This is a genomic window from Thioclava atlantica (assembly GCF_000737065.1).
Taxonomy (GTDB): Bacteria; Pseudomonadota; Alphaproteobacteria; order Rhodobacterales; family Rhodobacteraceae; genus Thioclava; species Thioclava atlantica.
Genome location: NZ_AQRC01000001.1, coordinates 27,152 through 53,969, shown reverse-complemented (window position 1 = coordinate 53,969; position 26,818 = coordinate 27,152). Strand labels below are relative to the sequence as shown.

Annotated in this window: 32 protein-coding genes and 1 pseudogene; 10 read left to right on the top strand and 23 right to left on the bottom strand. The window is 63.8% G+C overall.

Translation table 11 applies throughout. From position 1 onward, the window contains the following. Positions 1-5: 5 nt before the first annotated feature. Both nosZ and DW2_RS00290 read right to left on the bottom strand, forming a co-directional pair. Complete coding sequence (gene nosZ, locus DW2_RS00295; protein ID WP_038142428.1) at positions 6-1,892, bottom strand: TAT-dependent nitrous-oxide reductase; 1,887 nt, start codon at positions 1,890-1,892, stop codon at positions 6-8. 12 nt (positions 1,893-1,904) lie between these two features. Then, positions 1,905-4,037, bottom strand: coding sequence for a NosR/NirI family protein (locus DW2_RS00290; protein WP_081874810.1), 2,133 nt, complete (start codon positions 4,035-4,037; stop codon positions 1,905-1,907). Positions 4,038-4,306: 269 nt separating this feature from the next. On the opposite strand from DW2_RS00290, the gene DW2_RS00285 reads away from it, so the two are divergent. Together DW2_RS00285 and DW2_RS00280 are read left to right on the top strand one after the other, a co-directional pair. Continuing rightward, positions 4,307-4,744: a pseudoazurin gene (locus DW2_RS00285; protein ID WP_038142426.1), complete on the top strand. Its 438-nt coding sequence runs from the start codon at positions 4,307-4,309 to the stop codon at positions 4,742-4,744. Positions 4,745-4,905: 161 nt separating this feature from the next. After that, positions 4,906-5,115, top strand: a complete 210-nt coding sequence (locus DW2_RS00280) for a DUF1858 domain-containing protein (RefSeq protein ID WP_038142424.1) — start codon at positions 4,906-4,908, stop codon at positions 5,113-5,115. Here the strand turns inward: DW2_RS00280 and DW2_RS00275 are convergent. After that, on the bottom strand, positions 5,112-5,807 hold the full coding sequence (locus tag DW2_RS00275; protein WP_038142421.1) for a Crp/Fnr family transcriptional regulator: 696 nt from the start codon (positions 5,805-5,807) through the stop codon (positions 5,112-5,114). The genes DW2_RS00280 and DW2_RS00275 overlap by 4 nt on opposite strands. Positions 5,808-5,970: 163 nt before the next feature. Here DW2_RS00275 and DW2_RS00270 point away from each other — a divergent pair, with 163 nt between their 5' ends. After that, positions 5,971-7,167 (top strand): NnrS family protein, encoded by a 1,197-nt coding sequence (locus DW2_RS00270; protein ID WP_038142420.1) that lies wholly within the window; start codon positions 5,971-5,973, stop codon positions 7,165-7,167. A 240-nt stretch (positions 7,168-7,407) separates the two neighbouring features. On the opposite strand, the gene DW2_RS20260 is transcribed toward DW2_RS00270, so the two are convergent. Both DW2_RS20260 and DW2_RS00260 read right to left on the bottom strand, forming a co-directional pair. After that, the gene (locus DW2_RS20260) at positions 7,408-7,725 is read right to left on the bottom strand and encodes a class I SAM-dependent methyltransferase (protein WP_081874782.1); all 318 of its coding nucleotides are present in this window, start codon (positions 7,723-7,725) and stop codon (positions 7,408-7,410) included. 583 nt (positions 7,726-8,308) lie between these two features. Continuing rightward, a complete protein-coding gene (locus tag DW2_RS00260) occupies positions 8,309-8,851 on the bottom strand; it encodes a phosphatase PAP2 family protein (protein WP_038142417.1) in 543 nt (180 codons plus the stop codon). A gap of 34 nt (positions 8,852-8,885) precedes the next feature. Between DW2_RS00260 and DW2_RS00255 the strand changes: the two genes are divergently transcribed. Next, entirely contained in the window at positions 8,886-9,368 is a 483-nt protein-coding gene (locus tag DW2_RS00255) for a DUF2127 domain-containing protein (RefSeq protein WP_038142415.1), read from the top strand. Positions 9,369-9,866: 498 nt separating this feature from the next. Here the strand turns inward: DW2_RS00255 and DW2_RS00250 are convergent, their stop codons facing one another. The 7 genes from DW2_RS00250 to DW2_RS18890 all read right to left on the bottom strand — a co-directional run bounded on the left by DW2_RS00250 (position 9,867) and on the right by DW2_RS18890 (position 14,352). Continuing rightward, on the bottom strand, positions 9,867-10,085 hold the full coding sequence (locus DW2_RS00250) for a hypothetical protein (RefSeq protein ID WP_038142412.1): 219 nt from the start codon (positions 10,083-10,085) through the stop codon (positions 9,867-9,869). 24 nt (positions 10,086-10,109) lie between these two features. After that, positions 10,110-10,355, bottom strand: coding sequence for a glutaredoxin family protein (locus DW2_RS00245; RefSeq protein ID WP_038142409.1), 246 nt, complete (start codon positions 10,353-10,355; stop codon positions 10,110-10,112). A 1-nt stretch (position 10,356) separates the two neighbouring features. Next, on the bottom strand, positions 10,357-10,560 hold the full coding sequence (locus DW2_RS00240) for a CopZ family metallochaperone (protein WP_038142407.1): 204 nt from the start codon (positions 10,558-10,560) through the stop codon (positions 10,357-10,359). Between the two features lie 30 nt (positions 10,561-10,590). Beyond that, positions 10,591-10,986: a DUF302 domain-containing protein gene (locus tag DW2_RS00235; protein WP_038142405.1), complete on the bottom strand. Its 396-nt coding sequence runs from the start codon at positions 10,984-10,986 to the stop codon at positions 10,591-10,593. A gap of 31 nt (positions 10,987-11,017) precedes the next feature. Continuing rightward, positions 11,018-13,513 (bottom strand): heavy metal translocating P-type ATPase, encoded by a 2,496-nt coding sequence (locus DW2_RS00230; RefSeq protein ID WP_051855080.1) that lies wholly within the window; start codon positions 13,511-13,513, stop codon positions 11,018-11,020. Between the two features lie 260 nt (positions 13,514-13,773). Then, complete coding sequence (locus DW2_RS18895; RefSeq protein WP_272944417.1) at positions 13,774-13,983, bottom strand: response regulator transcription factor; 210 nt, start codon at positions 13,981-13,983, stop codon at positions 13,774-13,776. 54 nt (positions 13,984-14,037) lie between these two features. After that, the gene (locus DW2_RS18890; protein WP_081874780.1) at positions 14,038-14,352 is read right to left on the bottom strand and encodes a response regulator; all 315 of its coding nucleotides are present in this window, start codon (positions 14,350-14,352) and stop codon (positions 14,038-14,040) included. 33 nt (positions 14,353-14,385) lie between these two features. Here DW2_RS18890 and DW2_RS00220 point away from each other — a divergent pair, with 33 nt between their 5' ends. Both DW2_RS00220 and DW2_RS00215 read left to right on the top strand, forming a co-directional pair. Then, entirely contained in the window at positions 14,386-14,658 is a 273-nt protein-coding gene (locus DW2_RS00220) for a hypothetical protein (RefSeq protein WP_038142403.1), read from the top strand. Further along, positions 14,655-14,894 (top strand): hypothetical protein, encoded by a 240-nt coding sequence (locus DW2_RS00215; protein WP_038142400.1) that lies wholly within the window; start codon positions 14,655-14,657, stop codon positions 14,892-14,894. The genes DW2_RS00220 and DW2_RS00215 overlap by 4 nt, the downstream gene beginning before the upstream one ends. A 242-nt stretch (positions 14,895-15,136) precedes the next feature. Here DW2_RS00215 and DW2_RS19605 read toward each other — a convergent pair whose 3' ends face one another. Beyond that, positions 15,137-15,304 (bottom strand): hypothetical protein, encoded by a 168-nt coding sequence (locus tag DW2_RS19605; RefSeq protein ID WP_156102829.1) that lies wholly within the window; start codon positions 15,302-15,304, stop codon positions 15,137-15,139. A 7-nt stretch (positions 15,305-15,311) separates the two neighbouring features. On the opposite strand from DW2_RS19605, the gene DW2_RS20255 reads away from it, so the two are divergent. The 4 genes from DW2_RS20255 (at position 15,312) to DW2_RS00200 (ending at position 16,901) form a co-directional block, all read left to right on the top strand. Beyond that, a complete protein-coding gene (locus tag DW2_RS20255) occupies positions 15,312-15,605 on the top strand; it encodes a UbiA family prenyltransferase (RefSeq protein ID WP_156102828.1) in 294 nt (97 codons plus the stop codon). A 170-nt stretch (positions 15,606-15,775) separates the two neighbouring features. Next, positions 15,776-15,916 carry a hypothetical protein gene (locus DW2_RS19595; RefSeq protein WP_156102827.1) on the top strand — a complete coding sequence of 47 codons (141 nt, stop codon included), beginning with the start codon at positions 15,776-15,778 and terminating at the stop codon, positions 15,914-15,916. Positions 15,917-16,009: 93 nt separating this feature from the next. Then, the gene (locus DW2_RS00205; RefSeq protein WP_038142396.1) at positions 16,010-16,339 is read left to right on the top strand and encodes an SHOCT domain-containing protein; all 330 of its coding nucleotides are present in this window, start codon (positions 16,010-16,012) and stop codon (positions 16,337-16,339) included. Positions 16,340-16,439: 100 nt separating this feature from the next. Beyond that, positions 16,440-16,901, top strand: a complete 462-nt coding sequence (locus DW2_RS00200) for a c-type cytochrome (protein ID WP_238321216.1) — start codon at positions 16,440-16,442, stop codon at positions 16,899-16,901. A 19-nt stretch (positions 16,902-16,920) separates the two neighbouring features. Here DW2_RS00200 and petA read toward each other — a convergent pair. From petA to DW2_RS00155, 10 genes and pseudogenes are all read right to left on the bottom strand, one after another. Continuing rightward, a pseudogene (gene petA, locus DW2_RS20370) lies at positions 16,921-17,405 on the bottom strand (ubiquinol-cytochrome c reductase iron-sulfur subunit); the annotation flags it as partial. Beyond that, complete coding sequence (locus DW2_RS00195) at positions 17,354-18,310, bottom strand: XdhC family protein (RefSeq protein ID WP_051855074.1); 957 nt, start codon at positions 18,308-18,310, stop codon at positions 17,354-17,356. The gene DW2_RS00195 and the pseudogene petA, both read right to left, overlap by 52 nt. Before the next feature lie 10 nt (positions 18,311-18,320). Further along, on the bottom strand, positions 18,321-19,493 hold the full coding sequence (locus tag DW2_RS00190) for a M20 aminoacylase family protein (RefSeq protein ID WP_038142392.1): 1,173 nt from the start codon (positions 19,491-19,493) through the stop codon (positions 18,321-18,323). A gap of 11 nt (positions 19,494-19,504) precedes the next feature. Beyond that, on the bottom strand, positions 19,505-20,095 hold the full coding sequence (locus DW2_RS00185) for an SRPBCC family protein (RefSeq protein ID WP_081874779.1): 591 nt from the start codon (positions 20,093-20,095) through the stop codon (positions 19,505-19,507). Continuing rightward, entirely contained in the window at positions 20,095-20,988 is an 894-nt protein-coding gene (locus DW2_RS00180; protein WP_038142390.1) for an NAD(P)-dependent oxidoreductase, read from the bottom strand. The genes DW2_RS00185 and DW2_RS00180 overlap by 1 nt, the downstream gene beginning before the upstream one ends. Further along, complete coding sequence (locus DW2_RS00175) at positions 20,985-23,363, bottom strand: xanthine dehydrogenase family protein molybdopterin-binding subunit (RefSeq protein ID WP_038142388.1); 2,379 nt, start codon at positions 23,361-23,363, stop codon at positions 20,985-20,987. The genes DW2_RS00180 and DW2_RS00175 overlap by 4 nt, the downstream gene beginning before the upstream one ends. Continuing rightward, positions 23,360-23,857, bottom strand: coding sequence for a (2Fe-2S)-binding protein (locus tag DW2_RS00170; protein WP_038142387.1), 498 nt, complete (start codon positions 23,855-23,857; stop codon positions 23,360-23,362). Before DW2_RS00170 ends, DW2_RS00175 begins: the two co-directional genes overlap by 4 nt. Beyond that, a complete protein-coding gene (locus DW2_RS00165; RefSeq protein ID WP_038142385.1) occupies positions 23,854-24,723 on the bottom strand; it encodes an FAD binding domain-containing protein in 870 nt (289 codons plus the stop codon). Before DW2_RS00165 ends, DW2_RS00170 begins: the two co-directional genes overlap by 4 nt. A 4-nt stretch (positions 24,724-24,727) precedes the next feature. Next, positions 24,728-25,837, bottom strand: coding sequence for an ABC transporter ATP-binding protein (locus DW2_RS00160; RefSeq protein ID WP_038142384.1), 1,110 nt, complete (start codon positions 25,835-25,837; stop codon positions 24,728-24,730). Between the two features lie 14 nt (positions 25,838-25,851). Further along, the gene (locus tag DW2_RS00155; protein ID WP_202900070.1) at positions 25,852-26,817 is read right to left on the bottom strand and encodes a carbohydrate ABC transporter permease; all 966 of its coding nucleotides are present in this window, start codon (positions 26,815-26,817) and stop codon (positions 25,852-25,854) included. Position 26,818 lies beyond the last annotated feature (1 nt).

Genomic DNA, 26,818 nt, shown 5'->3' with positions numbered 1-26,818 from the left:
GCCCCTTATGCTGGTTTCACCAGCATCCGGCCGCGCATCTCCATGTGGAGCGCATGGCAGAACCACTGGCAGTAGAACCAGTGCACGCCGGGCCGGTCCGCGGTGAAGGTCACGCTGGCGGTCGCCTGCGGGCCGATCTCCATGGCGATGCCGTGGTTACCCAGGGTGAAGCCGTGGGTCAGGTCGTCCACATCGTCCATGTTGGTGATGTAGACCGTCACCTCGTCGCCCTGGTTGACCTCGAACTTCTCGAGGCTGAAGGCCGGCGCCACCGAGTGCATGTAGACTCGCACCTTGTTGCCGTCGCGGATCACGTCCTCGCCATAGTCGAGGTCGACCCCGTCGGCCTCGGCCTGCTTGCGTGCCGCTTCCCACATCGGGTCGTTCCGGTCGTAGATCGAGACGGGGTTGATAATGTCGGCCCGCACCATGATCGCGTCATGCGGCTCGGCGAAGGTCGGGCCGTCATGCACCAGCTCCATCTTGCCGCCCGAGATGTTGATGAGCTGGTCGTTCTCGGGCTTCAGTGGGCCGGCATTGAGGAAACGGTCCTTCGAGAACTTGTTCAGCGAAATCAGGAACTGGCCGTCGGCCTCGGCGGTCTCGCCCATCGTGGTGTGGTTGTGGCCGGGCTGATACATCACGTCGATCTTTTCGATGATCGGATCGACCTTCTCGCCATTGAACGCCCGCACCGCCTTGTCGATGTTCCATTTCACCAGCTGGCTGTCGAGGAACAGCGTGGTGAAGGCGTTGCCCTTGCCATCGAAGGCCGTGTGCAGGGGCCCAAGGCCCAGCTCGGGTTCGGCGACGACTGCGGAACGCGGTTCGGCCCCGTCGAACACCGCGCCGAGCTTGCGCACATCGACCACGGTAACCGTCGGCGACAGCTTGCCGTTGAGGCAAAGGTGGATCTTGTCGGGCGCCATGTTGCAGCCGTGCGGGCTGTTGGGCACCGGGATGTAGGCGGTGTAGGGAGAGCCGTGGCGTCCATCGAGCACCTTGACGCCCTTGTGTTCCTTGTAGTCGCCCTTCTTGATGCCTTCCTCAATGCGGGCGATGTTGAAGACCACCACCCAGTCCATCTCGTTGGCCGTCATCTCGGAAAGGTTCACCCCTTCTTCCGAGTTGTAGCAGGTCGAGAAGGCGTATTTGCCCTCGTAGTCGGCGTCACAGTTGTCGAGGTTTCCGTCGACGATCACCTGCCAGGCCACTTCCATGGTGTCGCCGTCGATGGCGGTGAACAGGGCGTGATACTGCTTGGGGTCGTCAAGGATCGAGCCATCGTTGGGCAGCGGGATCCGGTGCTCGCCGTTCGCGAAGACATAGCCGGTGCGCGGGTATTTCTGCGGCCGCAGACCGTGGATGTCCGAGGTGTTCGGGATTTCGATGATCTTGTCGGTCTTCATGATGTCGCAGCGGATCCGCGCGACACGGGTATTGGCCTTGTCGTTGGCGAAGATGTAGCGCCCGTCATAGGTGCCCTCGGTGAAGGACATGTGCGGGTGGTGCAGGTCGCCATTCTGATAGGTCTGAAGCCCGCGCTTAGCGAGGAACTCCTTGGTTTCGGGCAGGAGGCCCTCGGTCAGGATCTTCAGGCTTTCGTTGGTGATGCCCCAGCCGGTGGCCGAGCAGCGGTTGAACACCGGAATGCGCATCAGCTCGCGCATCGACGGCACGCCGACCAGCCTGATCTCGCCCGACTGGCCGCCCGACCAGATGCCGTAGTAGCTATCCAGCTCCCCCGGAGCGACCTCATTGGCCGCGCGGGCGGCGCGGGCCGGCTGCGCCGTGCCGACCAGCCCGAGGCCGCCGGCACCGGCGAGAACGGCTGCCCCGGCGGTGCCCTGGAACAGGCCACGGCGGGAAATACCCTTTGAGTCTACCGTCATTTTCTCTCTCCTTCAGTTTGACTTCGATGTTGTGTTGGGGTGGCCGGTGACCCGGGACGCGGCTTCGGCCGAGGCGGAGGCCTTGGCGCGACGCTTGTCGCGCAGGATCACGACGGGGCAGCGATCGTGGTCCTGGTAAAGGACCTGGCAGTTGAGGCAGGAGATGCACTCGTTGGGATTGATCTCGCCCGTGGGGTGGATCGCCTCGACCGGGCAATCGTGGGCGCAGGTCTGGCAGGGGCTGCCGCATTCCTTGTAGCGCTTGAGCCAGCGGAACATGTGCAGCCGTGCCGGGATCGCCAGCCCGCCACCAAGCGGGCAGACATAGCGGCAATAGAAGCGCTCGATGAACAGGCCGGGCAGCAGGGCGGCCAGCGCGATCAGCACATAGGGCAGCGGCCGGGCGAATTTGAGGATGATCGCGGTCTTGAAAGGCTCGACCTCGGCCAGATGCTCGGCCAGCGACAGTGAATAGAGCGAGGCGCCGAAGAGACCGAGGAAGATCACGTATTTCAGTGCCCAGAGTCGCTCGTGTAGGCCCCAGGGAAGCTTCACCTGCGGCACGCAGAGCGTGCGGGCGATCTTGTTCGACAGTTCCTGCAGCGCGCCGAAGGGGCAGAGCCAACCGCAATAGGCGCCGCGCGCCCAGAACAGCAGAGCGGCGGCGACCGCGAACCACAGCACGAAGATCAGCGGATCCATCAGGAAGGTGTCCCAGCGGAAGTCCGAAAACAGTGCCGAGGCAAAGGCGAGGACGTTGACCACCGAGAGCTGGGCGTTCGCATACCAGCCGACGAAAACCAGCGTGAAGACAAGGTAGGCGTTGCGCAGGATGGCAAAGGTGCGGGCGTTGCGGGTGGCGAAGGTCTGGAAGAAGAAGATCCCCGTCAGCAGCGCCAGCGCCACGGCCAGCACGATCACCTGGCTTCGCTTGGCCTGCCAGATCTTCAGCCATAGCGCGTTGCGTGCCGGAGCGGCGTCTTCCAGTTTCTGCGCCACGGGCGGCGCAGCAGAGGCGACGGTCTTGGTGTAGACCTCGGGCAGTTGGTAGCTCAGGTCATAGGTCAGAAAGAGCTTCTCGATCGGGCCAACAGCGCGCTGGACCAGGAATTGCAGCCGAAACTGTGCGGCCGGGTCGAAGCCCGCCTTGGCCGGGACGACGAAAAGGTCCATCTCGGTCAAATCCGGCGCGCCTTCAGCGGCGACGCGCACGATGCGGCGATGTTCACGGTCGCGGAAGCGGTGCGAGATTTCGCCCTGGATCAGCTGGAACCGGTCGAAGATGCCTCCGCGGACGTAGCCGGAACCCTTGAACGACCAGCGCCCGGTGCCGAAAATGGCGATAGCCTCATCGCCCGGCTTCATCATCGACTGGAGATTGGCGAACATACGCTCGCCCAGCAGGCTGCGACCGATCGCGGGCTCGCTGACCAATGCGGCATAGACATCGACATAGGCATCCGCCAGCGGCGGTTTCTCGGCCAGTTTGGCGCTGCGCGGATCGCCGAGTGCCGCGAAATCGGCGTTGATCTGGTGCACGTCGACTGTCAGTCGCCGCACAGCGCCATTGCCGGTGAGGGTCTGCCAATCGGTCACCTTGCCCGCCGTGCGGTCGATCACCGGCTTCGGTCCCGTCGCGACCGTCTTCTCGAACCCATCGAGCCCCAGCGCCTGCGCCACCTTGATGCCGGCACGCAGGATCGAGTCGTCGATCACCATGATGGTGACGGTCGCACCGGAGACGATGTCGAGATCCGAGGCGTCGCGTCCCGCAATCACCGTATGCAGGTCGAGCCCGGTGTATTTCTGGATCACCGCCCGGATCTTCGCCTCGGGAATGCCGACCAGCACGATCGGTTCCGAGTGCTTGACCAGCTTGATGCCGGTAATGACCGCCTTGGCGGAGAAGCCGGCGATGATGTGGATGGGTTTGCCCGAATAGCCAGTGGTCGAGACGAAATCTGAGGTCAGAAAGACCCAGCCGACCAATGTGTTCCCCTTCAGCGCCGGGGCCAATCCGCGGGCATCGACCGGACCAAAATGATCGGCCCCGGGAACGATTTCGGCCACGTCCACCTTGTCGATGTATTGGGTCAGGATTGGTGCCGCCCCGGCGGCGGTTGCGCCGAAGGTCAGCGCGATCATCATCCACGCCCCGGTCAGAAGCTGCGATAGCCGCGCAAATCCGTTCCGTCGTCTTGTCACTGTCTCGCCTCACTCACGCTTATTCACGGCGTCGTAACGGCTGAATAGGCGGGTTCGACCCGGCAAAGTTTGCGATTGCGCAAAGAACTGGCCGAATGAGCGGAACGGGGTGAGGGAGACCGTTCGGAAGTTTGCGCCGGCGCAAACTCAGACCGCGCTTTGCGCCCTATCCCCGGCGGCGAACGGAATTCTCAATGATGGAGAGCACTATGAAACCGTATCGCATCACAGCCGCCCTGCTTGCCGCGGGCATTGCCTTGGGTGGCGCGTCCGCGCAGGCTCAGGAGTTCGTGGTCAAGATGCTCAATCGCGGCGAGACCGGGATGATGGTCTTCGAGCCGGGATTCGTGAAGGCACAGGTCGGCGACACGATCCGTTTCGTCCCCACCGACAAGGGGCACAACGCGGAGACCATCAAGGGCTTCTTGCCGGAGGGCGCGACTCCGATTGCCGGAAAAACCGGCAAGGAGGTCATGCTGACTCTGACCAAGGAAGGCCTTTACGGTATCCGCTGCAAGCCGCACTATGGCCTTGGCATGGTGGCGCTGATCGAAGCCGGGTCACCGGTGAACCTTGATGCGGTCAAGGCTATTCACGAACCGAAGAAGGCCGCCAAGAAGTTCGGCAAATGGTTCGAACAGCTCTGAACAGCCTCTGCGAGGACAGCGCGCCCTGGCCCGGCGGTCAGGGCGTCTTCCTTTCCGGCCCAAGGCGCATTCCTGCGCTCCGAACCTTGTGCCGGCGCAACGTCTGCTGCGAGCAACACGGTCAGAAAGGTCGCTAGCATCGCCGCTCAAAGGGTCTGCCCATGCGACACGAAATCGACGACCCCGACCTGCCGCTGGCTGAGCTGCTTCGCCGCTGGCCCGGCGCCATCGCGCCCTTCCTCGCACGTCGCATGATCTGCCCGGGGTGCCCGATCGCACCGTTCCACACCGTGCGCGACGCTTGCGCGGAATACGATCTGGATGAAGACAGTTTTCGCGCCGAGATCCGCGCCGCGGCGAAGCTGTCCTAGTCCGTGGCCCCGCACAACATCATCAGCCCGTGAGGCGATGTCACGACGACATGCTTGCGGGTGCTCTTCACCAAGCCGTCCTTTTCCCAGGCGCTGAGCAGCCGGCTGACCGTGTGCAACGTCGTCCCGGTCATGTCTGAGATATTCTGGCGGGTGATCGGGAAGGCGATCTCGATCCCTTCCTCCGTTTTGCGCCCGGTCTGATTAACCATTCGCAACAGCGCCGCGGCCACCCGCTGTTCGACGGCTTTGGTCGCCAGGTCGACGATCCGGGTCTGCATCTCGCCCAGCCGTTCTCCGACCGTGCGATAGGTCTCGGTGGCGAAGCCATCGTATTTCGCAATGAAGTCGTTCCACAGACGCACCGGCCACGACAGCGCAATGCAGTCGGCAGCCGCCATCGCCGCCGCGGGATAGGTGTCGCGCTGCAGAGCAGGGGCGATGCCGAACAGCTGCCCGGGCGCGATATGCAGCGCGATGATCTGCTCGCCCGTGGGTGTCGTGCGGATCACCCGAATGAAGCCGTCGAGCAGAAGATAGAAGCGCTCAGCCTCGGCGCCTTCGCTGAAGATCGCGGAGCCGGTGTCGTAACGACGCGGGACGGCGAGATCGAGGATCTCCCGGATCTGCGGCCGTTCGAGGCGACTGAAGGGGGGAAGGCCGATCAGCAGACTCTCATCGAGCTTGGACACGTTTCCTCCGGAAGTTTGTCGCGGCGCAAACAAGCCTGCCCGCTTCTATCGCACAAGAGGAGGATAGGAAACCGATAGGCTGGCGAAGCAGCGTTCCCAATCGTCGCCCCCCGCGCGGCGGCGCCCTCCCTGCTGGCGCCCCTCGCCAAGACAGGACCCCACGATGTCTCAGCACGCCATTCCCCGCCTCGCCTATTTCGGCCCAGTGCTGTTCAGCATGGGGTTTCGTCCGTTCTTCCTGCTTGCCGGTCTGTTTGCGGCTTTCGCCGTGCCGCTTTGGCTGGCGGTGTTCTCCGGAATGGTGACGCTGGCGGGTCCCTTCGATCCGGTCGACTGGCATATTCACGAGATGCTGTTCGGCTATGCCGCAGCGGTGATCGCGGGCTTCCTGTTCACCGCGGTGCCGAACTGGACCGGACGGATGCCGGCGCGTGGCACGCCGCTGGCGCTGCTCGCGGTCCTGTGGTTGGCGGGGCGGCTGGCGGTTGCCGGAGCACTCGGTCTGGGCCCAGTGCCTGTGATGATTACCGACAGCGCCTTTCTGCTGGCAATCGGTGCCATGATCGGGATCGAGATCGTGGCTGGGCGCAACTGGCGAAATCTCAAGGTTCTGGTGCCGGTGACTCTCTATTCCGCGGCGAATATCGCCTTCCACCTTGGGGCGCTGACCGGGGCGGGGACGGAGGTGCCGCGCCGCGCAGGCTTCGCCGTCATCCTGTTCCTGGTGATGTTGATCGGCGGGCGGATCATCCCCAGCTTCACCCGCAACTGGCTGGCGGCGCAGCAGGTAGCGCGAATGCCGGTGCCGGTCAGTCGCTTCGACGGAATCAGCCTGACCGTGGCCGCCGCGGGCCTGCTGCTCTGGGTGATCCGGCCGGAAGGCGCGATGTCCGGGATGACGCTGCTTGCCGTCACCGGGCTGCAGCTTATCCGGCTCAGCCGCTGGCGGGGCATTGCCGTGCGGCGTTCGCCGCTTCTGCTGATGCTGCACTTGGCCTATGCCGCATTGGCCATTGGCCTGGCGGTGACAGGACTGGCCGCCTTCGGCCTGGCCTCGCCGGTGGCTGGCTATCACCTGCTCGGCATCGGCGCGATCGGCGGGATGACGCTCGCGGTGATGATGCGGGCGGCGATGGGTCATACCGGGCGGCCGCTGGTCGCCGGTCGCCTGCTGTCCCTCGCCTTCCTGCTGGTGCTCGGGGCGGCCCTCGTCCGCGTCCTCGCAGCAGACACGATGGGCGGGTTGGACCTCGCGGCGGCCCTGTGGACGGCCGGCTTCGCGCTGTTTTCCCTCAGGGTCGGACCATGGCTAATCACCCAGCACGCTGGCCGCAAGCGGCCGTCCGGGGCGGCGCGCTGAGCCCCCCTTCACCCGCGATTGCCGCCTCGATCCGTGGGTAGCCTGCCGCGCCATCGAAGAACCTGTCGCTAAAATCCCAGTCGGCACGGGTCTTTGCCTGCCGCGCACGCGCCTCGACGGCCTAGATCCGACGTGCAAGCCGATCGGTAAAGATCTCGGCGACAGCCACCATATCGACTTCCTGCCGAAGCTGCCTGACAAGTGTTTCTCTGCTCCTTCAGAGTTCGCGCAGACTCTACACTACGTTGAGGGATTCCGCTGGGGCAGGTCAAAGACCATTCGTCCGCCGGGACGCAGCACTCCGCCAATTTTACGAAAGGCAGGCACGGGATCGTCGAAGAACAGCACCCCAAAGCGCGAGATCATCAGGTCGAAGACGTCTGCTTCGAACATGTGGGGCTGAGCATCCGCCCGGTGAAAGACGACATAGTCCAACCTTCTGCGCCGGCACGGGCGCTTGTATGTTCGACCGGTGGGGCGGAAATGTCGACAACCAGGACGCTCCCTGCCGATCCGACATGTCGGGCGCCCTCTATGGTCGTTGTCCCTCCACAACATCCAATGTCGATAACGGCCTCACCGGGCACCGGCCGGGCCGTGTCAAATAGCAGGGAATGCACCTCTGCCATCAGCGTCTCGAGCGGCGGCTGCCGGCGTACTCAATCACGACCACGCTGACCGTTCCAGGCTGCAGCCTCGGCCGCGTTCGCTTCATTGCTCATCCCGCTCCTCCCATGTCACTTCGCCTCGGCGAGTTCCAAGGCCACCCGAGCGCAACCGTGGCGCACCTCCCTCCAAGACCAGGTGCGGACCAGGGCCCTTTCAGTCTACCCCATGGGCCGGAGGTTCGCAGCATCGCCATAGACAACTCACACAGAGCGACGTCATTCGACAGCAACTTGGAGAGGACAATACCGCTTGCGACCCACGGAACGTAGACTTTGTTGAACGTAATCTCACAGCACTCGAAGCTCTTTGAAAGGGCGTGCGATGACTACTCCCGGGCGGTTTCTTCCGGAAACCATGTTCCCGAGGCGCCACGAACGCCAAGTTCAGAGACCCGCGACCGAACTCAAGCGTCTTGTTGGCTTTGCAGGCCACCCAGCAAACCGGAACTCACGTGCCGCGTCGCATGATGTGCCTACAGGATGCCTGTCGCGAACCGGCTGAGCTTGCTGTCTTCCCGGTAGAGGGCGCGCACCGCGATGGCCGCGACGATCCCGGTGGTCGCCCCGCCAAGGACATCGGTCAGGTAATGGGTGCCGACATAGACGCGCGACAGGCCGACGAGGAAAGCCATCGCGAAGAACGCGATCGCCCGGCGCGGGAGCCGCTGGAGAGCGAAGGCCATCGCGACCGACATCGAGGCGGTCGCGTGATCCGAGGGGAACGACCAGTCGGCACTCTTCGCGATCAGAAGATGCGAAACGCCGGCTTCATAGGGGCGCACGCGGTGAATAAAGAGAAGGACGCCCTGGTTGATGGCGAGGCCCAGCAGGAAGGCAAGCCCGGCACAGATCGCGGCGTGACGCACATGTTGCCGGTCTTCCCGGCTCCACCATTGCAGGACAACGACGAGGACGATGAAGGGCACCCCGACTTTCGTGATCGCGATCATCAAGGGGTCGACGAGAGGGGTCTGACCTGCGAAAGAGTTGATCCAGTGGGTAATCGCGACGTCCATTGCCTGCCTTTCTTGGAATAAGGACGATCACGGCATGCAAGTCGCCGAACATCGCATCCATCAGGTTTTCCGCGTTAGCGTGATCCTCAAGGGAATGCACGCGCTGACCGAGATCGCTGGCGGACTTGTGTTCTACCTCGTTTCAGCACCGGCGATACTTGGCTGGGTCAACCTGCTGACGCAGGAGGAACTGACCGAGGATCCGCGGGACTTCGTCGCAACGCACCTCTTGAACGCGGCGCAGAACCTGACCGGCGCGACCGAGTCCTTCTACGCCTTCTACCTGATCAGCCACGGCCTGATCAAAGTCGTCCTGGTGGTGGGGCTGTTGCGCGAGAAGCTGATCGCCTATCCCCTGTCGCTCATCGCGCTTGGAGCATTCATCGTCTACCAGCTCTACCGCTACAGCTACACGCACTCGTTCGGACTGATCCTGCTGACGGTGTTCGATCTCATCGTGATCGTTCTCGTCTGGCATGAGTGGCGATTGCTGCGGAAGCACTTGCCGGTGGATTGACGCAGGTTTCAGCCGACGCAGTGGTCAGCTGTCCCGCAGCCGAGGCCTGTCTCACCCTACGGAATGGGTCATTCGCATCGCTCCCTCTGCTCCTCCGTGTTGACGTTGACCCGCCCGGGGAACAGTCCCCCTGCACCAGAAGCTTGCTAAATATGCCCTTCGCCGCGTGGCCGGGTGTCTGGCAGACATACCAGTAAACGCCGGGCCGGCGGACGACGAAGGTCGTGCCTGCCTCGGCATAGTCGGCCTTGCCGGGATCCTCCGCGCTGCGCCACGGAATCGGCGGCGCGATCCGGGCCAGCCCGGGGCCGGTCTGCATCATGGCGTAGGCCCCGTAGGGTGGCGCCGCAGGAGAAACGCCCACGCCGTGCTCCATGTCAGAGCCGTAGTCCATGTTGACGAGATTGAGATGGACGGTCGCCCCGGCGGGCACGACGAACGTGGGATTGGTGACGCCATGCACCTCGAGGGTGCCGTGAGGATGGTCGCGCTGAACCGTCACAATGTCGATGGTGATGTCCGCCCTTTGAACCGGACCGCCCCGCCCCAGCGCGGCGTGACGGGCCGGTCGTTCGCGGTGGCGCCCATCATGCCCGGACCACCACCCATCATGCCTTGGCCGGAGCCCGTCATTCCCTGCGCGAATACCGCCGGAGCTGCCAGACCCGCAATGGACACTATCAAGGAACTGCACTTCAGAAACGTCGCGATCTTCATCTTCGTTCTCCGTGGGAAGCCGCGTCAGGCCGACGGCCCGAATGCCGCGTCGAGGCGCGGCTTCTGGCTGGCGAAGGTCCCGTAGGAGGCTTCGCCGTCGATCACGGTGATGGGCGCGACCCGCACGCCGTAGCGCGCCTTCGCCTCCTCGGCGACGCCGGGGCGCGAGACGTCGCGTTCCTCGAACGCGACGCCGTGCTTGACGAGGTAGCGCTTCACCGCCGCGCAGTCAGGACAGCCCGGGCTGGTGTAGACGAGCACCTCGGTCATCCTACTGGACCTCGGCCTCGTAGCCCTCTTCCTTGACCGCCGCGATCAGCGCCACGGGATCGGCTGCACCTTTCACTACGGCAGCGCCGGGTTCCAGCGTGACTTCAGCGCTTTCAACGCCGGGCACGGTCTCGAGCGCCTTGGTCGCAGCCTTCACGCAATGGTCGCAGGTCATGCCGGTGATCTTCAGGGTGATGTCGCTCATGGGTCTTCTCCTTTCAGGATCTTCGATGGGTCATGCAGAAAGCGCTTCGGCCACACGGCGCAGCTTTGCGGCGACCTCGTTGCCAAGGCGTTCGACGTCGGGGTTCGCGACCATTCCGAGCACGGCCGCCGGGTCCATGAACAGCACGCCGACCTTGCCTTCTGCCTCTTCGCGAACGACGACGTTGCAGGGCAGCAGGGCACCGATATCTGGCTCGGCTTCGAGCGCCTGATGCGCGAACTGCGGATTGCAGGCACCGAGAATGATATAGGGGCTGCGCTCAAGCCCCAGCTTGGCCTTGAGCGTAGCGGCCACATCGATGGTGGTCAGCACGCCGAAACCCTCGTCCTTCAGCGCCTCGGTCACGCGTGCGACCGTCGCGTCGAAACCCTCGGGGCTGGTGACTGCGAATGTGAATTGGCTCATGGTCTTTTTCCTTTCTCTTTAAGTGGGTTAATCAGGCTTGCGCCCTGGTTTCGAACGCTTTCAGGCGGCGCAGGCGCAGGCTGTTGCCAAGCACGAAGACCGACGACAACCCCATCGCGAGACCCGCGACCATCGGGTTAAGGTGAATGCCCCAAGGCGCGGCCAAACCAGCGGCGATCGGGATCAGGATGACGTTGTAGAAGAACGCCCAAAAAAGGTTGCCGCGGATGTTGCCGAGCGTGTGCCGTGCCGCGCTCAGCGCGGTGACGACCTCGCCCAACTGGCCCCGGGTCAGAGTAACGTCGGCCGCCTCGATGGCGATGTCGGTGCCGGTCGCCAGAGCGATGCCGACATCTGCCTGCGCCAACGCGGGCGCATCGTTGATGCCGTCGCCGACGAAGGCAACGCTGCGGCCTTCACTCTGCAGCGATGTGACCACCTTGGCCTTGTCCTGCGGCAGCACTTCCGCATGGACGTCGTCGATGCCGAGCTGGTCGGCCACCGCGCGCGCCGTCGCCTTGGCGTCACCGGTAACCATCGCCACGGTAACGCCCCGCGAACGCAACGCATCGACGACCGCTTTCGCTTCGGGCTTGGCGCGATCGGCGATGGCCAGTAGGCCGAGCGCTTCGTCGTCGACCGCGACATAGACGACCGTTCGTCCCGAGCCCTCCATCTCGGCCGTGCGCGAACCGAGGTCACCCAGCGCAACCCCCTGGCTTGCCATGAACCGGTGCGCGCCGACCCGCACCAGCCGGCCGTCGATGCGGCCCTCGATACCGTGGCCCACGACCGCGCGGAACTCAGTTACCTCGGGCAGCTCCATGCCCTTCTCGCTCGCGGCGGCAACGACGGCGCGGCCCAGCGGGTGTTCGGACGACGCCTCCAAGGCGGCGGCGAAGCGCAGCGCGGCGACCGGGTCGGGCGCCACCATGTCGACCAGCACAGGCCGGCCCTCCGTCAGGGTGCCGGTCTTGTCGAAGAGGACGGTGTCGACATGCGACAGCGTTTCCAGCGCTTCGCCCTTGCGAAACAGCACACCGAGTTCCGCCGCGCGCCCGGTGCCGACCATAATCGCCGCGGGCGTCGCCAGCCCCATGGCGCAGGGGCAGGCCACCACCAGCACCGCGACCGCCGCCACCAGCGCCACGCTGATGTTGCCGCCGATCAGAATCCAGGTAAAGAAGCTCAGCGTCGCGATCGCCAGCACCACGGGGGTGAATACCCGCACCACGCGGTCGGCGAGGCCCTGGATCGGCAGCTTGCCGGTCTGGGCGCTTTCCACCAGTTTGATGATCTGCGCCAGCACTGTGTCACCGCCGACCGAAGTCGCTTCGATCACCAGCCGTCCGTCCTGATCGACCGTGCCACCGACGACCTCGTCGCCCTCCGCTTTGGCGACCGGAAGCGGCTCGCCTGTCAGCATCGCCTCGTCAACATGAGCACGGCCTTCGACCACCCGGCCATCGACCGGCATGCGCTCTCCGGGGCGCACGACGAGGCGGTCGCCGACGCGCAGTTGCGCGACCGGCACGTCCTGTTCGGCACCCTCACTATCCAGCCTGTGCGCGGTTTTGGCCTGGAGCCCCACCAGCTTGCGGATCGCGGCGGAGGTTCGACCTTTGGCAATCTCCTCCAGATACTTGCCGCCCAGCACTGCGGCGATCACCACGGCGGCACTGTCGAAATAGACGTGGCGCGCTTCGGGCGGGAACAGCGCGGGCGCGAGCAGCACCAGAGTGCTGTAGGCCCAGGCCGCGCCCGTGCCGGTAGCGACCAGCGAGTTCATATCGGGCGACAGGTGGCGATAGGCGATCAGCCCGGGCCGGAAGAAGCGACGCCCCGGCACGAAAAGCACAACGCTGGCCAGAGCGAACTGGACCCAGTCCCAGAAGCCCGCGAACGGGCTGGCGGCGGCGAGCGCACGCTCGAAGGAGGGCACAAATGCTCCCCCCATGCCCACCACAACGATCACCGCACCCAGGAATGCCGCCAGCGCCACGTCGCGCCCCATCGCGCGCAACGACGCACGGCGCTTCTCCGCGTCGCTCTCACCAGCCTCGGCGGCGTCGCCGACCGGGTGGGCCTCATAACCTGCATCAACCACCGTTGCAGCGAGCGAGTCCGCGTCGGTCATCGCTGGCAAAAAGCGCACCTTAGCCCGCTCGGTCGCAAGGTTCACGCTGGCCTCCAGAACCCCCGGGGCCTTATTCAACGCGCGCTCGACGCGACCCACGCAGGACGCGCAGGTCATACCGTCGACAGACAGTTCAGCCTCCGCGCTCACCGGGGTGTAACCGGTGTCGCGGATCGCCTCGACGATCTGCTCGGTGGTGATCTGCTTCGGGTCGAAATGCAGTTCTGCCCGTTCGGTAGCAAGGTTCACGCCCGCGTCGGAAACGCCGGGAAGCTTCCTCAAGCCGCGTTCGACGCGCGCGCTGCAGGACGCGCAGGTCATGCCCTCGACATCGACCAAAAGGGTCGGGAGCGGGGTCGCTGCGCGCGGGTATTGAACGGCAGTATCCATGACGGTTTCTCCTGTATCGGTGCGCTCGGAATCGGTCTTCCAACCGCGTTCTGATAGCCAGATAGGGCTTCCAGTCACTGGAAGCTCAAGGGGTGAAGAAGACATATTCGCGTTTTTGTCCAGATGCCGTGCCAGATCACGCCGGTTTGATCCAAGAGACGGGCCTTCTCGCCTTCTACAATATGGGGGAAGGGCCAAGCGCCCCAGTCTCTTGGATGCCGGTTGTGCACCGCCACCGCGACAGGAGGAACATCCAGGCGCTACTCCGCGCCGGCACCACCGCGTTCCGCAGGCGCTCCACCGGAGGTCGCAAAAATGAGTTCTGCGCGGCTTCCGGCACCGAACTTTTCAAGCAAACGCTCCTGATAGGTCCACACGGCAAACTGGGAAATGCCGAGCTTTCTGGCGATTTCCTTGTGGGTCATCCCCCGCACGAGCCCCTCAAGCACGTTGCGTTGACGGGCACTCAGCCGTGCCGGCGCGTCTCTTCGGCCTGCTGGGGGATCAGGATAGATCCGATAGCGTCACGCAACGGTCTTGAGCATCTCGACGAGTTCGCCCGGGTCGGTGTTCTTGAGAACGTATCCGCTGGCCCCCGCCTCCATTTCCGCCTCCAGGTCCGACGCATCCTCGAAGACTGTCAGGACAACGACGGGTGGGTCACCCCGCAACGCCTTCAGGGCCGACAGGCCGTCACATCCGGGCATCTGAAGATCCATGAAGACCAGGTCCGGTGATTGATCGCGCTCCGACGCCATACCCGAAGTGCCATCGCCATTTTCGGCCACGACGCTGTGGCCATAGTCTTCCAGCACGCGCCGAGGCCCGCTGCGAAAGATCGGATGATCGTCCCACTATGATGATGCGCATTTATGCCGTTTCCTGTGGCCAGCGTAACATTGAACGCCCTTGCGTCAAACTCAGAGCGCAGGCAGATCCACCTGGACCTCCGTCCCTGCCTTGCCATGCGAGTTCGAGAACTGGCCGTGCAGGTCCTAAACTCGATCGGCCATGATCTTCAGACCGTGATGGGCATTGGCGCCAGCATCCTTGAGCGCCGGATCGCGAAAGGTGCCGTCATCCAGAAACTTCAGGACGCGCCGACCGTTTCAAGCGAAACTTCGATCGTCCGGGCTCCGCCGTGACGGGCAGCATTGCCGACCGCTTCCTGCAGGACCCGCCCGAGTTTCCAGGTCGCCTCGGGATCAAGGGCGACCTCGCCCGCCCGGATCTCGAGGGTGACCGCGTAGCGTTCGCACGTGGTTCTAGCGAACCGCTTCAGGAACGTTGCGGTCGTCTCGTTCGGGTCGGGCTTCTGGCGAATACCGTCGACAACCAGCCGGGTCGCCTCGCAGGCGTCGAGAGCAACCTCGCGCTGTGACCAGAGATCATCTGAACGAGGGACGGATCCAGCGCGGCAGTGTCGATCTTGCCTGCATCGGACCACTGAAGAACCAGGACGCCGTCCTGCGTCCGCTTGATGCAGACGGTCGCGCCGTCATCCAGCGCCCACAGGTCAACACGCCCTTGGAACTCCTCGGACCTCACTGGGTGCGTCCCTCCGTAATCGGCCCGCAACTCCCATTCCCCTGCCCTGCGCAGGTAGAGGACCACCCCGTCGGGCTAGGCGGCATCGCACATGACTTTGAGCAGCCGGTGGGTCTGGCGCGGGCCCTCAACGCCCGGCAGGCCCACGTCGACGGCATCAAGAGCCGAACGGGCGTTAGCCTCGACATACCGGAGGCGCCAACGCAGCCTCAACTCGGAGATCAGGATCGACAGGGTGGTCACGTCGTAGCTGTCTCAGTCCGCCGTCGAGACGGCGATCTCCCCCAGGTCCGCGCCACCTTCGCGCACGCAAAAGACCCGCACCGACCCCGATCTTGTCTTCCCCGCGCCGAGTTTCTCGAAGACGACTTCGACCGGCGCGGTATCCGGGGCGGCCCCGCCGCTTCTGGGCGGGATCGCCGTGACGAACCAGATCGAGGCGTTGCCGGTGCTTCTGGTGATGATCGTCTTCGTCTGGACGCCACCGCATTTCTGGCCCCTCGCGATCCACAGGGTCGAGGATTTCCGCCGCGCCGACTTGTAGATGCGGTCGATGACCCACGGCGAGGTCCACACCTGCTGGCAGGCGCTTTTCTACACGGCCCTGCTGGCTGCGGTGACGTTGGTGCCCGCGCTGATGGGGGGCTGACCGGTTTCATCAACCCGGCGGCGGCGCTGACGCTGGCCGGCATTTTCCTATGGTATTCGGGGTCGATGCTGGTCTCATCCGATGCAAGCTGGCCGATGCGCACCTTCCACTTCTCGATCATCTACATCCTGCTGTTGTTTGGCGCCTTCCTCGCCGACAGCTATGTCTCGGCGTTGCTGGGCCAGGGGAACGTCACGTTTCAGTGAGCCCGCCCCTTCCGCGGCGCGTCGTTGACCTCGCTCAACGTCATGAACACGTAAATGGCGTAGCAGGTCCGCATTGGAACCATGGAGGCGCACATGACCAGACTTCCTTTCTACACCACCCTTCTTTCGACACTCTCCGCAGGCACGGCTTGGGCCGACGCGCCCAGTGGCGGCTACGGCGGCGGCTATTACGGCCACCCAATGATGTGGGGCGAGGGTTACGGCTTCTTCGGCGTCGGCATGATGATGATCTTCTGGGGCGTCCTCATCGTCCTTGCCGTCCTCGCCGTGCGCTGGCTGATGGAGCAGCGCGGCGGGGCGCAGGGCAAGACCGACGCGCTCGACATTCTCAAGGAGCGGCTCGCCAAGGGTGAGATCGACCCCGAGGAATACCAGGCCCGGCGCAAGGCACTGGAAGAGTGAAAGAGCCGCTCACGCGCGCTTGACCTTCCCGTGAGGGAAACCTTTAGACGGTTTACCCCGGGCCGACTCGCCGCCCGGGATGTCGAGAAGGAGAATCCGCGTGAGCAAGCTGTTGCCCTATGTGATCGGGGGCCTCGCCCTCGCCGGTGTCGCCGTCGTCGTAACGAAGGCCTTGGCGCCGACGCCGGCCGCGTCGGGCCACAACATGGCAATGCCGGACCTGTCGCAGATCGCGCAGGGGGCGCCGATCGTGAAGGTCAAGCTGCCCGCCGAACTGAGCCCCCTCGCCCAGATGGGCAAAGTGGCTTTCGATGCCAAGTGTTCGACCTGCCATGGCGAGAATGCCGCCGGCCGCAACGGCAAGGCGCCGCCACTGGTTCATCCCTACTACCGGCCGGGCCACCACGCCGACGCGGCCTTCCTGATCACGGCGCAGGCTGGCGTGCGGGCACACCACTGGCCCTTCGGCAACATGCCCCCGGTCAAGGGGGTGACGCAGGCCGACGTCAAGGCGATCGTCGCCTATGTCCGCACTCTGCAAGATGCGAACGGGATCTTCTGACGGATCGGGCAGCTGCGGATCAGCCGATGCGCAAGAGCGTATCGGACTCGTATGTGTAGGGCGGCAGGTCGAGGTTGCGCGGTGCGGGACCGGCCCGGATCCGCCCCGCGGTGTCGTATTGCGATCCGTGGCAGGGGCAGAACCAGCCGTCCCACTTGCCCCTCGGATCGGTCGGCTTCTGCCCCAGCGGGATGCAGCCGAGATGGGTGCGATGCCGATCTGCACCAGCCACTCGGGCCGCTGCGCGCGCTGTGCGTCCGTCGCCGGGTCTGCCAGATCGGGATTGTGGTCATCGCGCCGCGCCTCTTCGATCCGCTTCTTCGTCCGGTGGTCGATGAAGATCGGTTTTCCGTGCCACTTGAGCGTGATGCGCGAGCCGAGCTCGATGCCCGTAAGATCCACCTGAACCACGGAGAGCGCGGTGACGTCGGCGCTTGGGTTCATGCTGTTGATCAGCGGCCAGATCGCTGCGCCAGTCGCGAAGGCGCCGACACGCCGCGCTGCACTTCTGCAAGCACCTCTGCCAGCACTGAAACGGCCAGCAGCCGTGGATCACGCGCGGATTGGATCACCCCGATCGGTCCGCGAACCCGCGCGCACATCGCCTCCTCGACACCACGGGCCTGCAAGCCTTGCCGCCGCCGGTTTTGCGTGAGCATACTTCCCTGCGCTCCGATATAGAACGCAGGGGTTGCGAGCGCCACCTCGAGAATTTCCAGCTCCCAATCGTGATCGTGGAAAAGCAGGATCACGGCAGAGCGCGCGTCGATGACAACGTCTGCAGGGATCGCGCTTCGGTCTAACTTGCGCACCGTGCAACCGGCACCTTCAGCATTGGCGAAAGTGGCGTCTTCGGGCGTGAGAAGAAGATGCGGCGCGCCGGTAGCCCGCACCAGATCAGCGAAGAAGACCGCCTCGGCACCAGCCCCAAAGATCACGAAGCGAGGCTCAGGAGGAAAGGCGATATGCAGCTCAGCCATCTCGTCAGGAACCTCGTCCTGTTGCATGAAACGCAAGGCACCCGCTGCGCTCACCCCCAAAGTCGTCTCCTCGCGGCGCGCGCGCCGGACCTCAAGCTCGATCAACAAAGCGCGGTCCGGCGTCGGGATCACCATAATCTCAAGCGCGCCGCCGCAGGGCAGTTTCAGATCGAAAAAGGGCGAGCCGGCTCCATAGCGCAGCTTGCGCACCTGCCCGTCGGCCAGCGCCGCGAGTGCATGATCGACCACATCTTCTTCGATACAGCCTGAGCTGAGCGCCCCAAAGCGCCGACCGTCCGGCAAGATAGCCATCGCCGTGCCGACATTGCGATAGGCTGGGCCTTCAATGCCAGAGATCACCGCAATCGCGCCGGGCACTTCGGATCGCGCCAGCTCGAACCAGGGGTCTTGCGCGGCGGGATGGGTCACGTCTGGCTCCTTAATCGTTCGACCCGGCCAGAGCGCGGTGCGCTACCTCGACGAAGAATTGCACGCCCAACGGCAGGATCGCATCGTTGAAATCGTAATGTGGGCTGTGCAGGTTCCGCCCGCCTTCCGCCGATCCATTGCCAATCCAACCATAAGCGCCGGGCACCTTCTCCAGCAGGAAAGCGAAATCCTCGCTCGCCATGCTGGGCGTGTAGTCGGTCTGCACCGCATCGCGGCCTACGATGGCTTCGGCTGCACGGCGTGCCGTTTCGGCCGCTTCGGGATCGTTGATCGTGGCTGGGTAGCGACGCTGATAGATCAATTCGGCCTTGGCGTGAAAGGCCTCAGCGATCATTTCGGCGCGGTGCGTCATCTCGGCCTGAACGAAATCGCGCGTCGCGGGGCGTAGGGTGCGCACGGTGCCGCGCAGTGTCACTTCGTCGGGAATCACATTGAGCGTGTGGCCCGCGTGGATCTGCGTCACCGAAATCACCGTCGCATCGGTTGGATCCACCGCGCGGCTGACAATCGTCTGCCAGGCCATCTGCAACTGCGCGGTCAGCGTGATCGGGTCGATCCCCTCATGCGGCATGGCGCCATGCGATCCCTTGCCCGTCACCTTCAGTTCGAACGTGTCGAACGCCGCCATCACGGGTCCTGCACGCATCGCGATCTTGCCTGCCTCCAGCCCCGGCCAGTTATGCAGCGCATAAGTGCTGTCGAGCGGAAACTGTTCGAGCAGCCCATCCTCGATCATCACCCGCGCGCCGCCTTCGTTTTCCTCGGCGGGTTGGAAGATGAATACCACCGTGCCCGGCCCCGGCGGATCCGCCGCCATCGCCTGCGCCGCCCCGAGCAGCATCGTGGTATGACCGTCATGACCACAGGCATGCATCTTGCCGGTAATTTCGGAGGCATAGTCGGCTCCGGTCAGTTCGGAGATCGGCAACGCGTCGATATCGGCGCGCAGACCGACGCGCGGCCCCTCGCCATTCCGCAGGACTCCGATCACCCCGGTGCCGGCGAGCCCCTCATGGACCTCAAGTCCAACGTCACGCAGTTGCTGTGCGATGAAGGCGGCGGTCCCGTGTTCCTCAAAGGCCAGTTCGGGGCGGCGATGCAGCGCGTGTCGCCACTCGACCAACTGATCTTCCATCGCCCTGATCGCCGGAAGGATATTCATCGCGCGTCCTTTCAACCAAACAGCCAGCTGATCCCAAGACCGAGGCCAAGACCGACCAGAAGCCAGGCCACGCGGTCGATCAGTGGAAGATGCCTCGCCGCCGCGATTGCCACCGCACCCGTCGGGGCGGCGGCTTTGCTTTGCGGCGTCGCCTCCTCCACCTCGCCGGTCACGACCCGCGAGAAGGAATTGAAGAAATCCTCGGCATTCTTGCGGGCCACACCTTGGATCAATCGACCGCCGACCGCGGCCAGTTTGCCACCCACCTCGACATCGGCGACATAGGACAATCGTGTGCCCTCGCCTTCAGGCGCAAGCTTGATTTCGGCACCCCCTTTGGCAAATCCCGCAGGCCCGCCCTGCCCGCGTCCGCTGATCCGATAGGACACGGGCGGCACCTGATGGCTCAGTTCGACTTTGCCGCGAAAGCTGGCCGAGACTGGGCCGACCCGCGCCACGACCGTGGCAGTATATTCGGCCTCACCGGTCTGCTCCATCGCCTCGCAGCCCGGGATCGCGCGGCGCAGAACCTCGGGGTCGTTGAGCCCGCGCCAGACCGTTTCGGGATCGGCCGGGATCAGGTGATCGCCTTCGAACCGCATCACCTGGCCTCCGCATGGATCGCGTTATAGGCGCGGTAGAGCGCCTGCGTACCCTCTTCGCCGAAGCCCTCATCCACCAGCTTGAGATAGAGGCTGCGCGCCAGCGCGAGGCCCGGCAGATCGAGGCCCAGTCTTTCGGCTTCGTTCAGTGCGATTGTCATGTCTTTGACGAAATGATGGATGAAGAAGCCGGGTGCGAAATCCTCGTCCACCATCTTCGGCCCAAGCCCGTTGAGCAGGAAACTCGACGCGGCCCCGGTTCCTATGACTTTAAGAACCTGCATCGGCTCCAGACCGGCGGCATCCGCGTAGCTTATGCTTTCGGCGACCGCGAGCATGGTCGAAGCAATGGCAATCTGGTTGGCCATCTTCGTGTGCTGACCAGCGCCTGCCTTGCCCATCAGCGCGATATTCCCGCCCATCAACTCCAGCACGGGCAGAACCCGCTCGAAACTCTCCGGATCGCCACCCAGCATGATCGCTAGCTTTCCCGCTTTCGCGCCAATATCGCCGCCGGACACCGGGGCGTCGAGCGCGGAGACACCGCGCGCAAGCGCCACCTGCGCAATCTTCGCGGCCAGGGCCGGGCTGGAGGTGGTCATGTCGATGAGCACAGAGCCAGGGCGCGCCTTGGCAATGAGCCCACCCTCTGAAAGGTAGATCTGCTCGACATCGGCGGGGTAACCCACGATGGTGATCGTTATGTCGCTGGCCTCAGCCACCGCGCCGGGGCCGTCGCACCACTTCGCGCCCCTCGCGACAAGGGCGTCGCCCTTGGCGCGGGTGCGGTTGTAGATATTGAGTGGATGCCCCGCGGCAAGAATATGTCCCGCCATGTGCTGCCCCATGATACCGAGTCCGATGAAGCCGACGCTGAGTTTCTTTTCTGTCACGACTGGGTCCTTTTCATTGAACTGGGCGCAGCCTCCCGCAGGAGCGCGCGAATGGATTGGGGGGTCAGCGGCAGACGCTTGATGGTCACGCCGCGCGGCGCGAGCGCATCGCTTACCGCATTGGCGATCACACCGATCGCGCCCATCACGCCTCCTTCGGCCATACCCTTGATCCCCGCCGGAGTACGCCGGTTCGGCGTATGGTGATGCAGGATTTCGAACTCTGGCAGTTCGTTCGGGGAGGCCACAAGGTAATCGGCGAGTGTCGCAGAGAGGTTCTGCCCGGAGCTGTCATAGACAACCTGTTCGAGCAGCGCGCCGCTCAGCCCCATCGCAATTGCGCCTTGCTGTTGGCCACTCACGACGATCGGGTTGAGAATGGTGCCCGAATCCTCCGCGACGAGGTAGCGGTCGATCGAAATTGCGCCAGTCTGCAAATCGACCTCAACCTCGCAGGCATGGGTCGAATTGGAATAGGTCATCGCAGGCGGGTCGTAGCTCTGCGAGAAGTCGAGCCCGGGCGGGATCCCCTCGGGCAGCACCAGCGGGTCGAGATAGGCGCGCCGCGCGACATCCGTCAGTGCAAGGCCCACCTTCTGCCAGTCGTCACCAATCATGCGTTCGATCTGGCCTGCGCGCATGCGCAGCCCGCCAGCATCGTTGAGATCGAGCATCGAAGCCGCGATCGCGAGCACCCGCTCACGCGCCTTGAGCGCACAGAGATAGAGCGTTCCACCTCCTGCGGTCGCGCCGCGTCCACCGCGACTGCCCATGCCATAGGGCGCAATATCAGTATTGCCCATATGAACCGTGACATCTTCCGAGCGCACGCCAAGCCCCTCGGCAACGGCCTGCGAAAGCGGGCTCTCGTAGCCCTGCCCCGTGCCCATCAGCCCGACAGAGGCGTTGACCACCCCGCTCGGCTCGATCCGCACCCAGGCTGATTCATGCCCCGATCCGGGAATGCCTGCGGACTTGTAGAATTCCGACCCGTAGGTCGTGCTTTCTATCACCGTGCACAGCCCGAGCCCTAGATACCGGCCTTCCGAGCGCGCCTGCGTTTGCCGCTCGCGGAAAGCCGCGACATCGATTGCAGCCACGGCCATCTCAAGCGTTTCCCGAGGTGTGACATCCTCGAGGATTTCGCCCGTGGGCATTTTATAAGGCAAGTCCTCGGGTCCGAGTGCATTGACACGACGCACCTCTACGGGGTCAAGTTCGAGGTCGCGGGCAATGGCGTCGATCGTGCCCTCCATCACCCAGCTCGTGATCGCCATCGGCGCGCGCATCGGACCAGCACCGCACTTGTTCGTCAGTGCAACGCGGACCTCATAGGCATAATCCTGAATCCGGTAAGGTCCGGTCATGATAAGCGCGATGACCCGTGCCATGTAATTGGCCGGGTAGAAGCAGTAGCCGCCGAAATCCTCATCAATCTCAAGCTCGAGACCGAGGATACGTCCGGTTTCGCTGACCGAGGTGCGGGTGCGGCACTCGTATTCCCGCGCATGGGCGGCGGACATCAGGTTTTCCATCCGATCCTCGCGCCAACGAACCGGCCGGCAAAGGTGGCGTGAGAGGGCCGCGACCGTGAGTTCCTCGCGGTAAAGCGCGATCTTCTGACCGAACGCGCCGCCCACATCGGGGCTCATCACCGTGACCTGACTTTCCGACAGCCCCAGTCGCGAGGCGAGCTGACTGCGCAAAGGGTGCGGGACCTGATTGCCGATATGCATGTTCAGATGCGCGCGCCCGTCATCCCAATCGGCGAGGCAACCGCGTGTCTCCAGCGGGACATGTGTATGGCGATGGAGTGCAAAACGGGCCTCGACCACGCGATGTGCTTCGGCCCGGCGCGCCGCAGGATCGCCGACGCTCAGTGTCTGATGCGATACCAGATTGCTAGACAGGCTGTCATCGACCAGCGCCGCGTCCGGGGCGAAGGCCTCCGCGATCGAGGTCACCGCTCGGAGCTGTTCATATTCGACGGTGACGCACTCCGCCGCATCCTCCGCGAGGTAGCGATCTGTCGCGACCACGCAGGCAACCGGGTCTCCGTGGAAACGGACTTTGTTGATCGGCAGCGTCGTAAGTTCGGTTGGCTGCAGCCCCTCGATCGGCGGTGCGAGACGCAAGCGCGTCGTCATATGATCGAGATCACGCCCGGTGAAAACGCCGACGACGCCCGGCATTTCAGCAGCTTCGGCGCTGTCGATTTCGAGAATGCGCGCGTGGGCGTGGGGCGAGCGCACGAAGCTCACGTGCAGCGCGCCGGGAGAGGCAAGATCGTCGAGGTAACGCCCGCGGCCCGTGACAAGGCGCCGATCTTCCTTGCGTGGCAGGGCGCGGCCGATCTCGGTGAAGCCGTCACTCATGCCAGCTCCCCACGCATACGCGCTGCAGCCTTAAGCACTGCCACCACGATATTCTGATAACCCGTGCAGCGGCAAAGGTTGCCAGACAACACGTCGCGCACGTCTTCAGCGGTCGGGTTCGTGTTCTCGCGAAGGTAATGCTCGAAGGTCACCACGATACCAGGCGTGCAGAAACCACATTGCAGCCCATGTTCCTCGTGCAGCGCCTGCTGAAGCGCCGAGAGGGTATCGGGCCGCCCCACGGCCTCGATCGTCGTAACTTCGTGCCCCTCCATCTGGACCGCGAAGGTCAAACAGGCACGGGCCGGACGCCCGTCGATCAGAATCGTGCAAGCACCGCAGACGCCATGCTCGCAGCCGACATGGGTGCCTGTCAGACCAATGTCATCGCGCAGCACATCCGACAGCAGTTTGCGCGCGGGCACCCGAACTTCGTGGGTTTCACCGTTCACGCTCAGTGAAAGTGTCAGGGGGTCTTGTGTCGGAGCGCTCATGCACCCTCCTCCCGGTTCACAGCGGCCTTGAACGCGCGAACGACGAGCGTTTCGGCAAGCTCTCGTCGATAGACGGCGGGCACCTGCTCGCTGTCCTCGGGCGCAATCGCCGTGGCGGTCGCGATTGCGAGGTCGCGAATGGTATTCTCGTCGGCAAGCCTGCCCTGGCCGCGCGCCTCGATCTCGGGCAAGCGCAACGGGACGGTATCGACACCCCCAAGCCCGAGCCGAAGTGCAACAATTTTCCCTTCCGCATCGCGAGAAAAACTGAGCGCGACGCTGACCAGAGCGAAATCGCCGTGACGACGCGAGAAGGCCTCGTAGGCCCACAGGTCGCCAACGGGAAGCGGAAAACGCACCGCGGTAATGAGTTCGCCATCGCGCAGGTCGACCGTCATGATCGATTGCAGGAAGTCAGCTGCGGCAATCTCGCGGGAGCCGTCCGGTCCCGAAATCACCAGCGTTGCGCCAAGCGTGACCGCAATCAGTGGCAATTGGGCGGCCGGGTCCGCATGGGCGAGGCTTCCGCCGATCGTTCCGCGCTGTCGGATCGTGTAATGCCCAATTGAGGCGGCAGCAGCACCCAGAAGCGGCAGGCTACGCTGCACTTCCGGCGCATTGGCAAGGCGGTGATGGCGCGTCAGCGCGCCAACCTCCAGAGTGTCCTCCGTCACTCGCAGGCTATCCAGCTCGATCAAGTCGTTGAGATCGACAAGATGAGCCGGGCGTGCTAGACGCATGTTCAGCATCGGCCCAAGGCTTTGCCCTCCGGCGAGCGGCTTCGCTGCCGGCCCGTGCCTGAGCAAGAGCGTCAACGCCTCAGCGAGGCTCGCAGGCCGGTGGTAAGTGAAGGGAGCCGGTTTCATAGTCTCACGCCGCGTTCCAGATCAGGGACTGCCCCGATTCGCGATCGAAGATATGCAGGCGGCTGAGGTCTACCGCGAGGGTGATCTTCTCGCCGAAAGCATGGCGCAGATCCTTGCCGACACGGAAAAACAGCTCCTCCCCCCCGAAATCCATTCCCAGATATTGATCAGAGCCAACTGGAAGCACCGAGGTCACGGTGCCGCTAAGCGCATTGATCCCCGGTTCGGCGGTGCCTTCCACGACATCCTCAGCCCGAATGCCCAGCCGCACCACGCGGCCCATCTTCTCTTTCAGGCGTGCCGCGTAATCCGCCGGCAGCAGAAGGCGTAACCCGTCGCGGATGAATGCCATCTCTCCATCCGGCCCGGCCTCGAGGGCCCCGTCGAAGTAGTTGATCGGAGGGCTGCCGAGGAACGACGCCACGAACGTGTTCGACGGGCGTTCGTAAATGTCGTCAGGCGTGCCGATCTGCTGCACAACCCCATCATTCATCACCACGATACGATCCGCGAGCGTGAGCGCCTCGGCCTGATCGTGAGTCACATAGACGAAGGTCGTCTCCATCGTGCGATGAAGTTCCTTAATCTCCGCACGCATGGAGATCCTCAGCGCCGCATCGAGATTCGAGAGCGGCTCATCCATCAGGAAGACCGACGGGTCACGGACCATCGCGCGTCCGAGTGCCACGCGCTGACGCTGGCCGCCCGAAAGCTGCGACGGACGGCGGTCGAGCAGGTGGGAAATCTCGAGTTTTTGTGCAGCATCACGAACGCGCTCGTCGATTACTTCCTTCGACGCGTTCCGCATCTTCAGTCCGAAGCCGATATTGTCGTAGACGGTCTTGTGCGGATAGAGTGCATAGCTCTGGAACACCATCGCGACGTCGCGCTTGTGCGGGGGTACATAGTTCACAACCTGCTCGTCGAAGATGAGCTCACCATCCGAGACCTCCTCAAGCCCTGCAATCATGTTGAGGGTTGTGGATTTGCCGCAACCCGAAGGACCGAGCAAGACGATGAATTCGCGATCCTCGATATCGAGGTTGAGATCGCGCACGGCATGGAAGCCGTTGGCGTATTTCTTGTTGACGTTGGTGAAACGGATCCGGGCCAAGACTTAGTCCTTTTCTAACCTTTGACCGCCCCGGCGGTTAGACCGGAAACGATGTAGCGTTCGAAGACGATGGCCACGATGACCGGCGGGACCACCGCCAGCACGCCCGCAGCGTTGAGGAAGGAGAAGCTCACCGTGAAATCGGAGGTGAACGAGGCCAGCAGGATCGGCAGCGTTTGCGACGCGGAGGTCTGCGTGAACATCAGCGCGAGCAGAAATTCGTTCCAACTGGTGAGGAAGGTAAAGAGAACCACGGCGACGAGCGAGGGCATCGAAAGCGGCAGGAACACCTTGATCAGTGCCTGGAACCGCGAACAGCCATCGACCCGCGCGGCCTTGTCCAACTCGTCCGGGAGCCCCTCGAAATACTGGATGAGGATGAAGACCGTGAAGGGCACCGTGATAGCAAGATAGGTGATCACCAGCGATCCAAGCGTATCGAGCATGCCGAGTTTCCGGATCACCAGAAAGAACGGCACGACCAGCGCGATATCGGGGATCACCCGCGTGATCAGGATAAAGTAGACTGAAGCGTTGCGCCCCCAGAACCGTATCTTCGCGATAGCATAAGCAGCCGGCACCCCGACGAGCAGGTTCAGGATCACCACCAAGGTCGCGACGATCAGACTGTTGGCCATCGAAGGCAGAAGGTTCTCTGCGGTGGAGGGGATGAAGTCGCCTGCAGCCGGATCCGTGCCCGAGCGCGTCTCATAGGTAACGGGCTCGTCGTTTCCGGCAGTGAAGATCGCCTCGAAATTGCGCAAGGTGGGATGTTCGGGAATCCAGTGCGGAGGGATCGAGACGATCTCCGTCTCGGTCTGGAAGGCCGAGGAGACAAGCCAGGACACAGGGGCAAGCACGTAGGCCGTAAGGAGGATCGCGGAGATCAAGATCACCAGGCGTTGGACGATGCGCCCGATTTTCTGGCGGCGGCGGTAGTCGATCCTGTCGACAGGCGGGGTGATAGGCATATCGCTCATG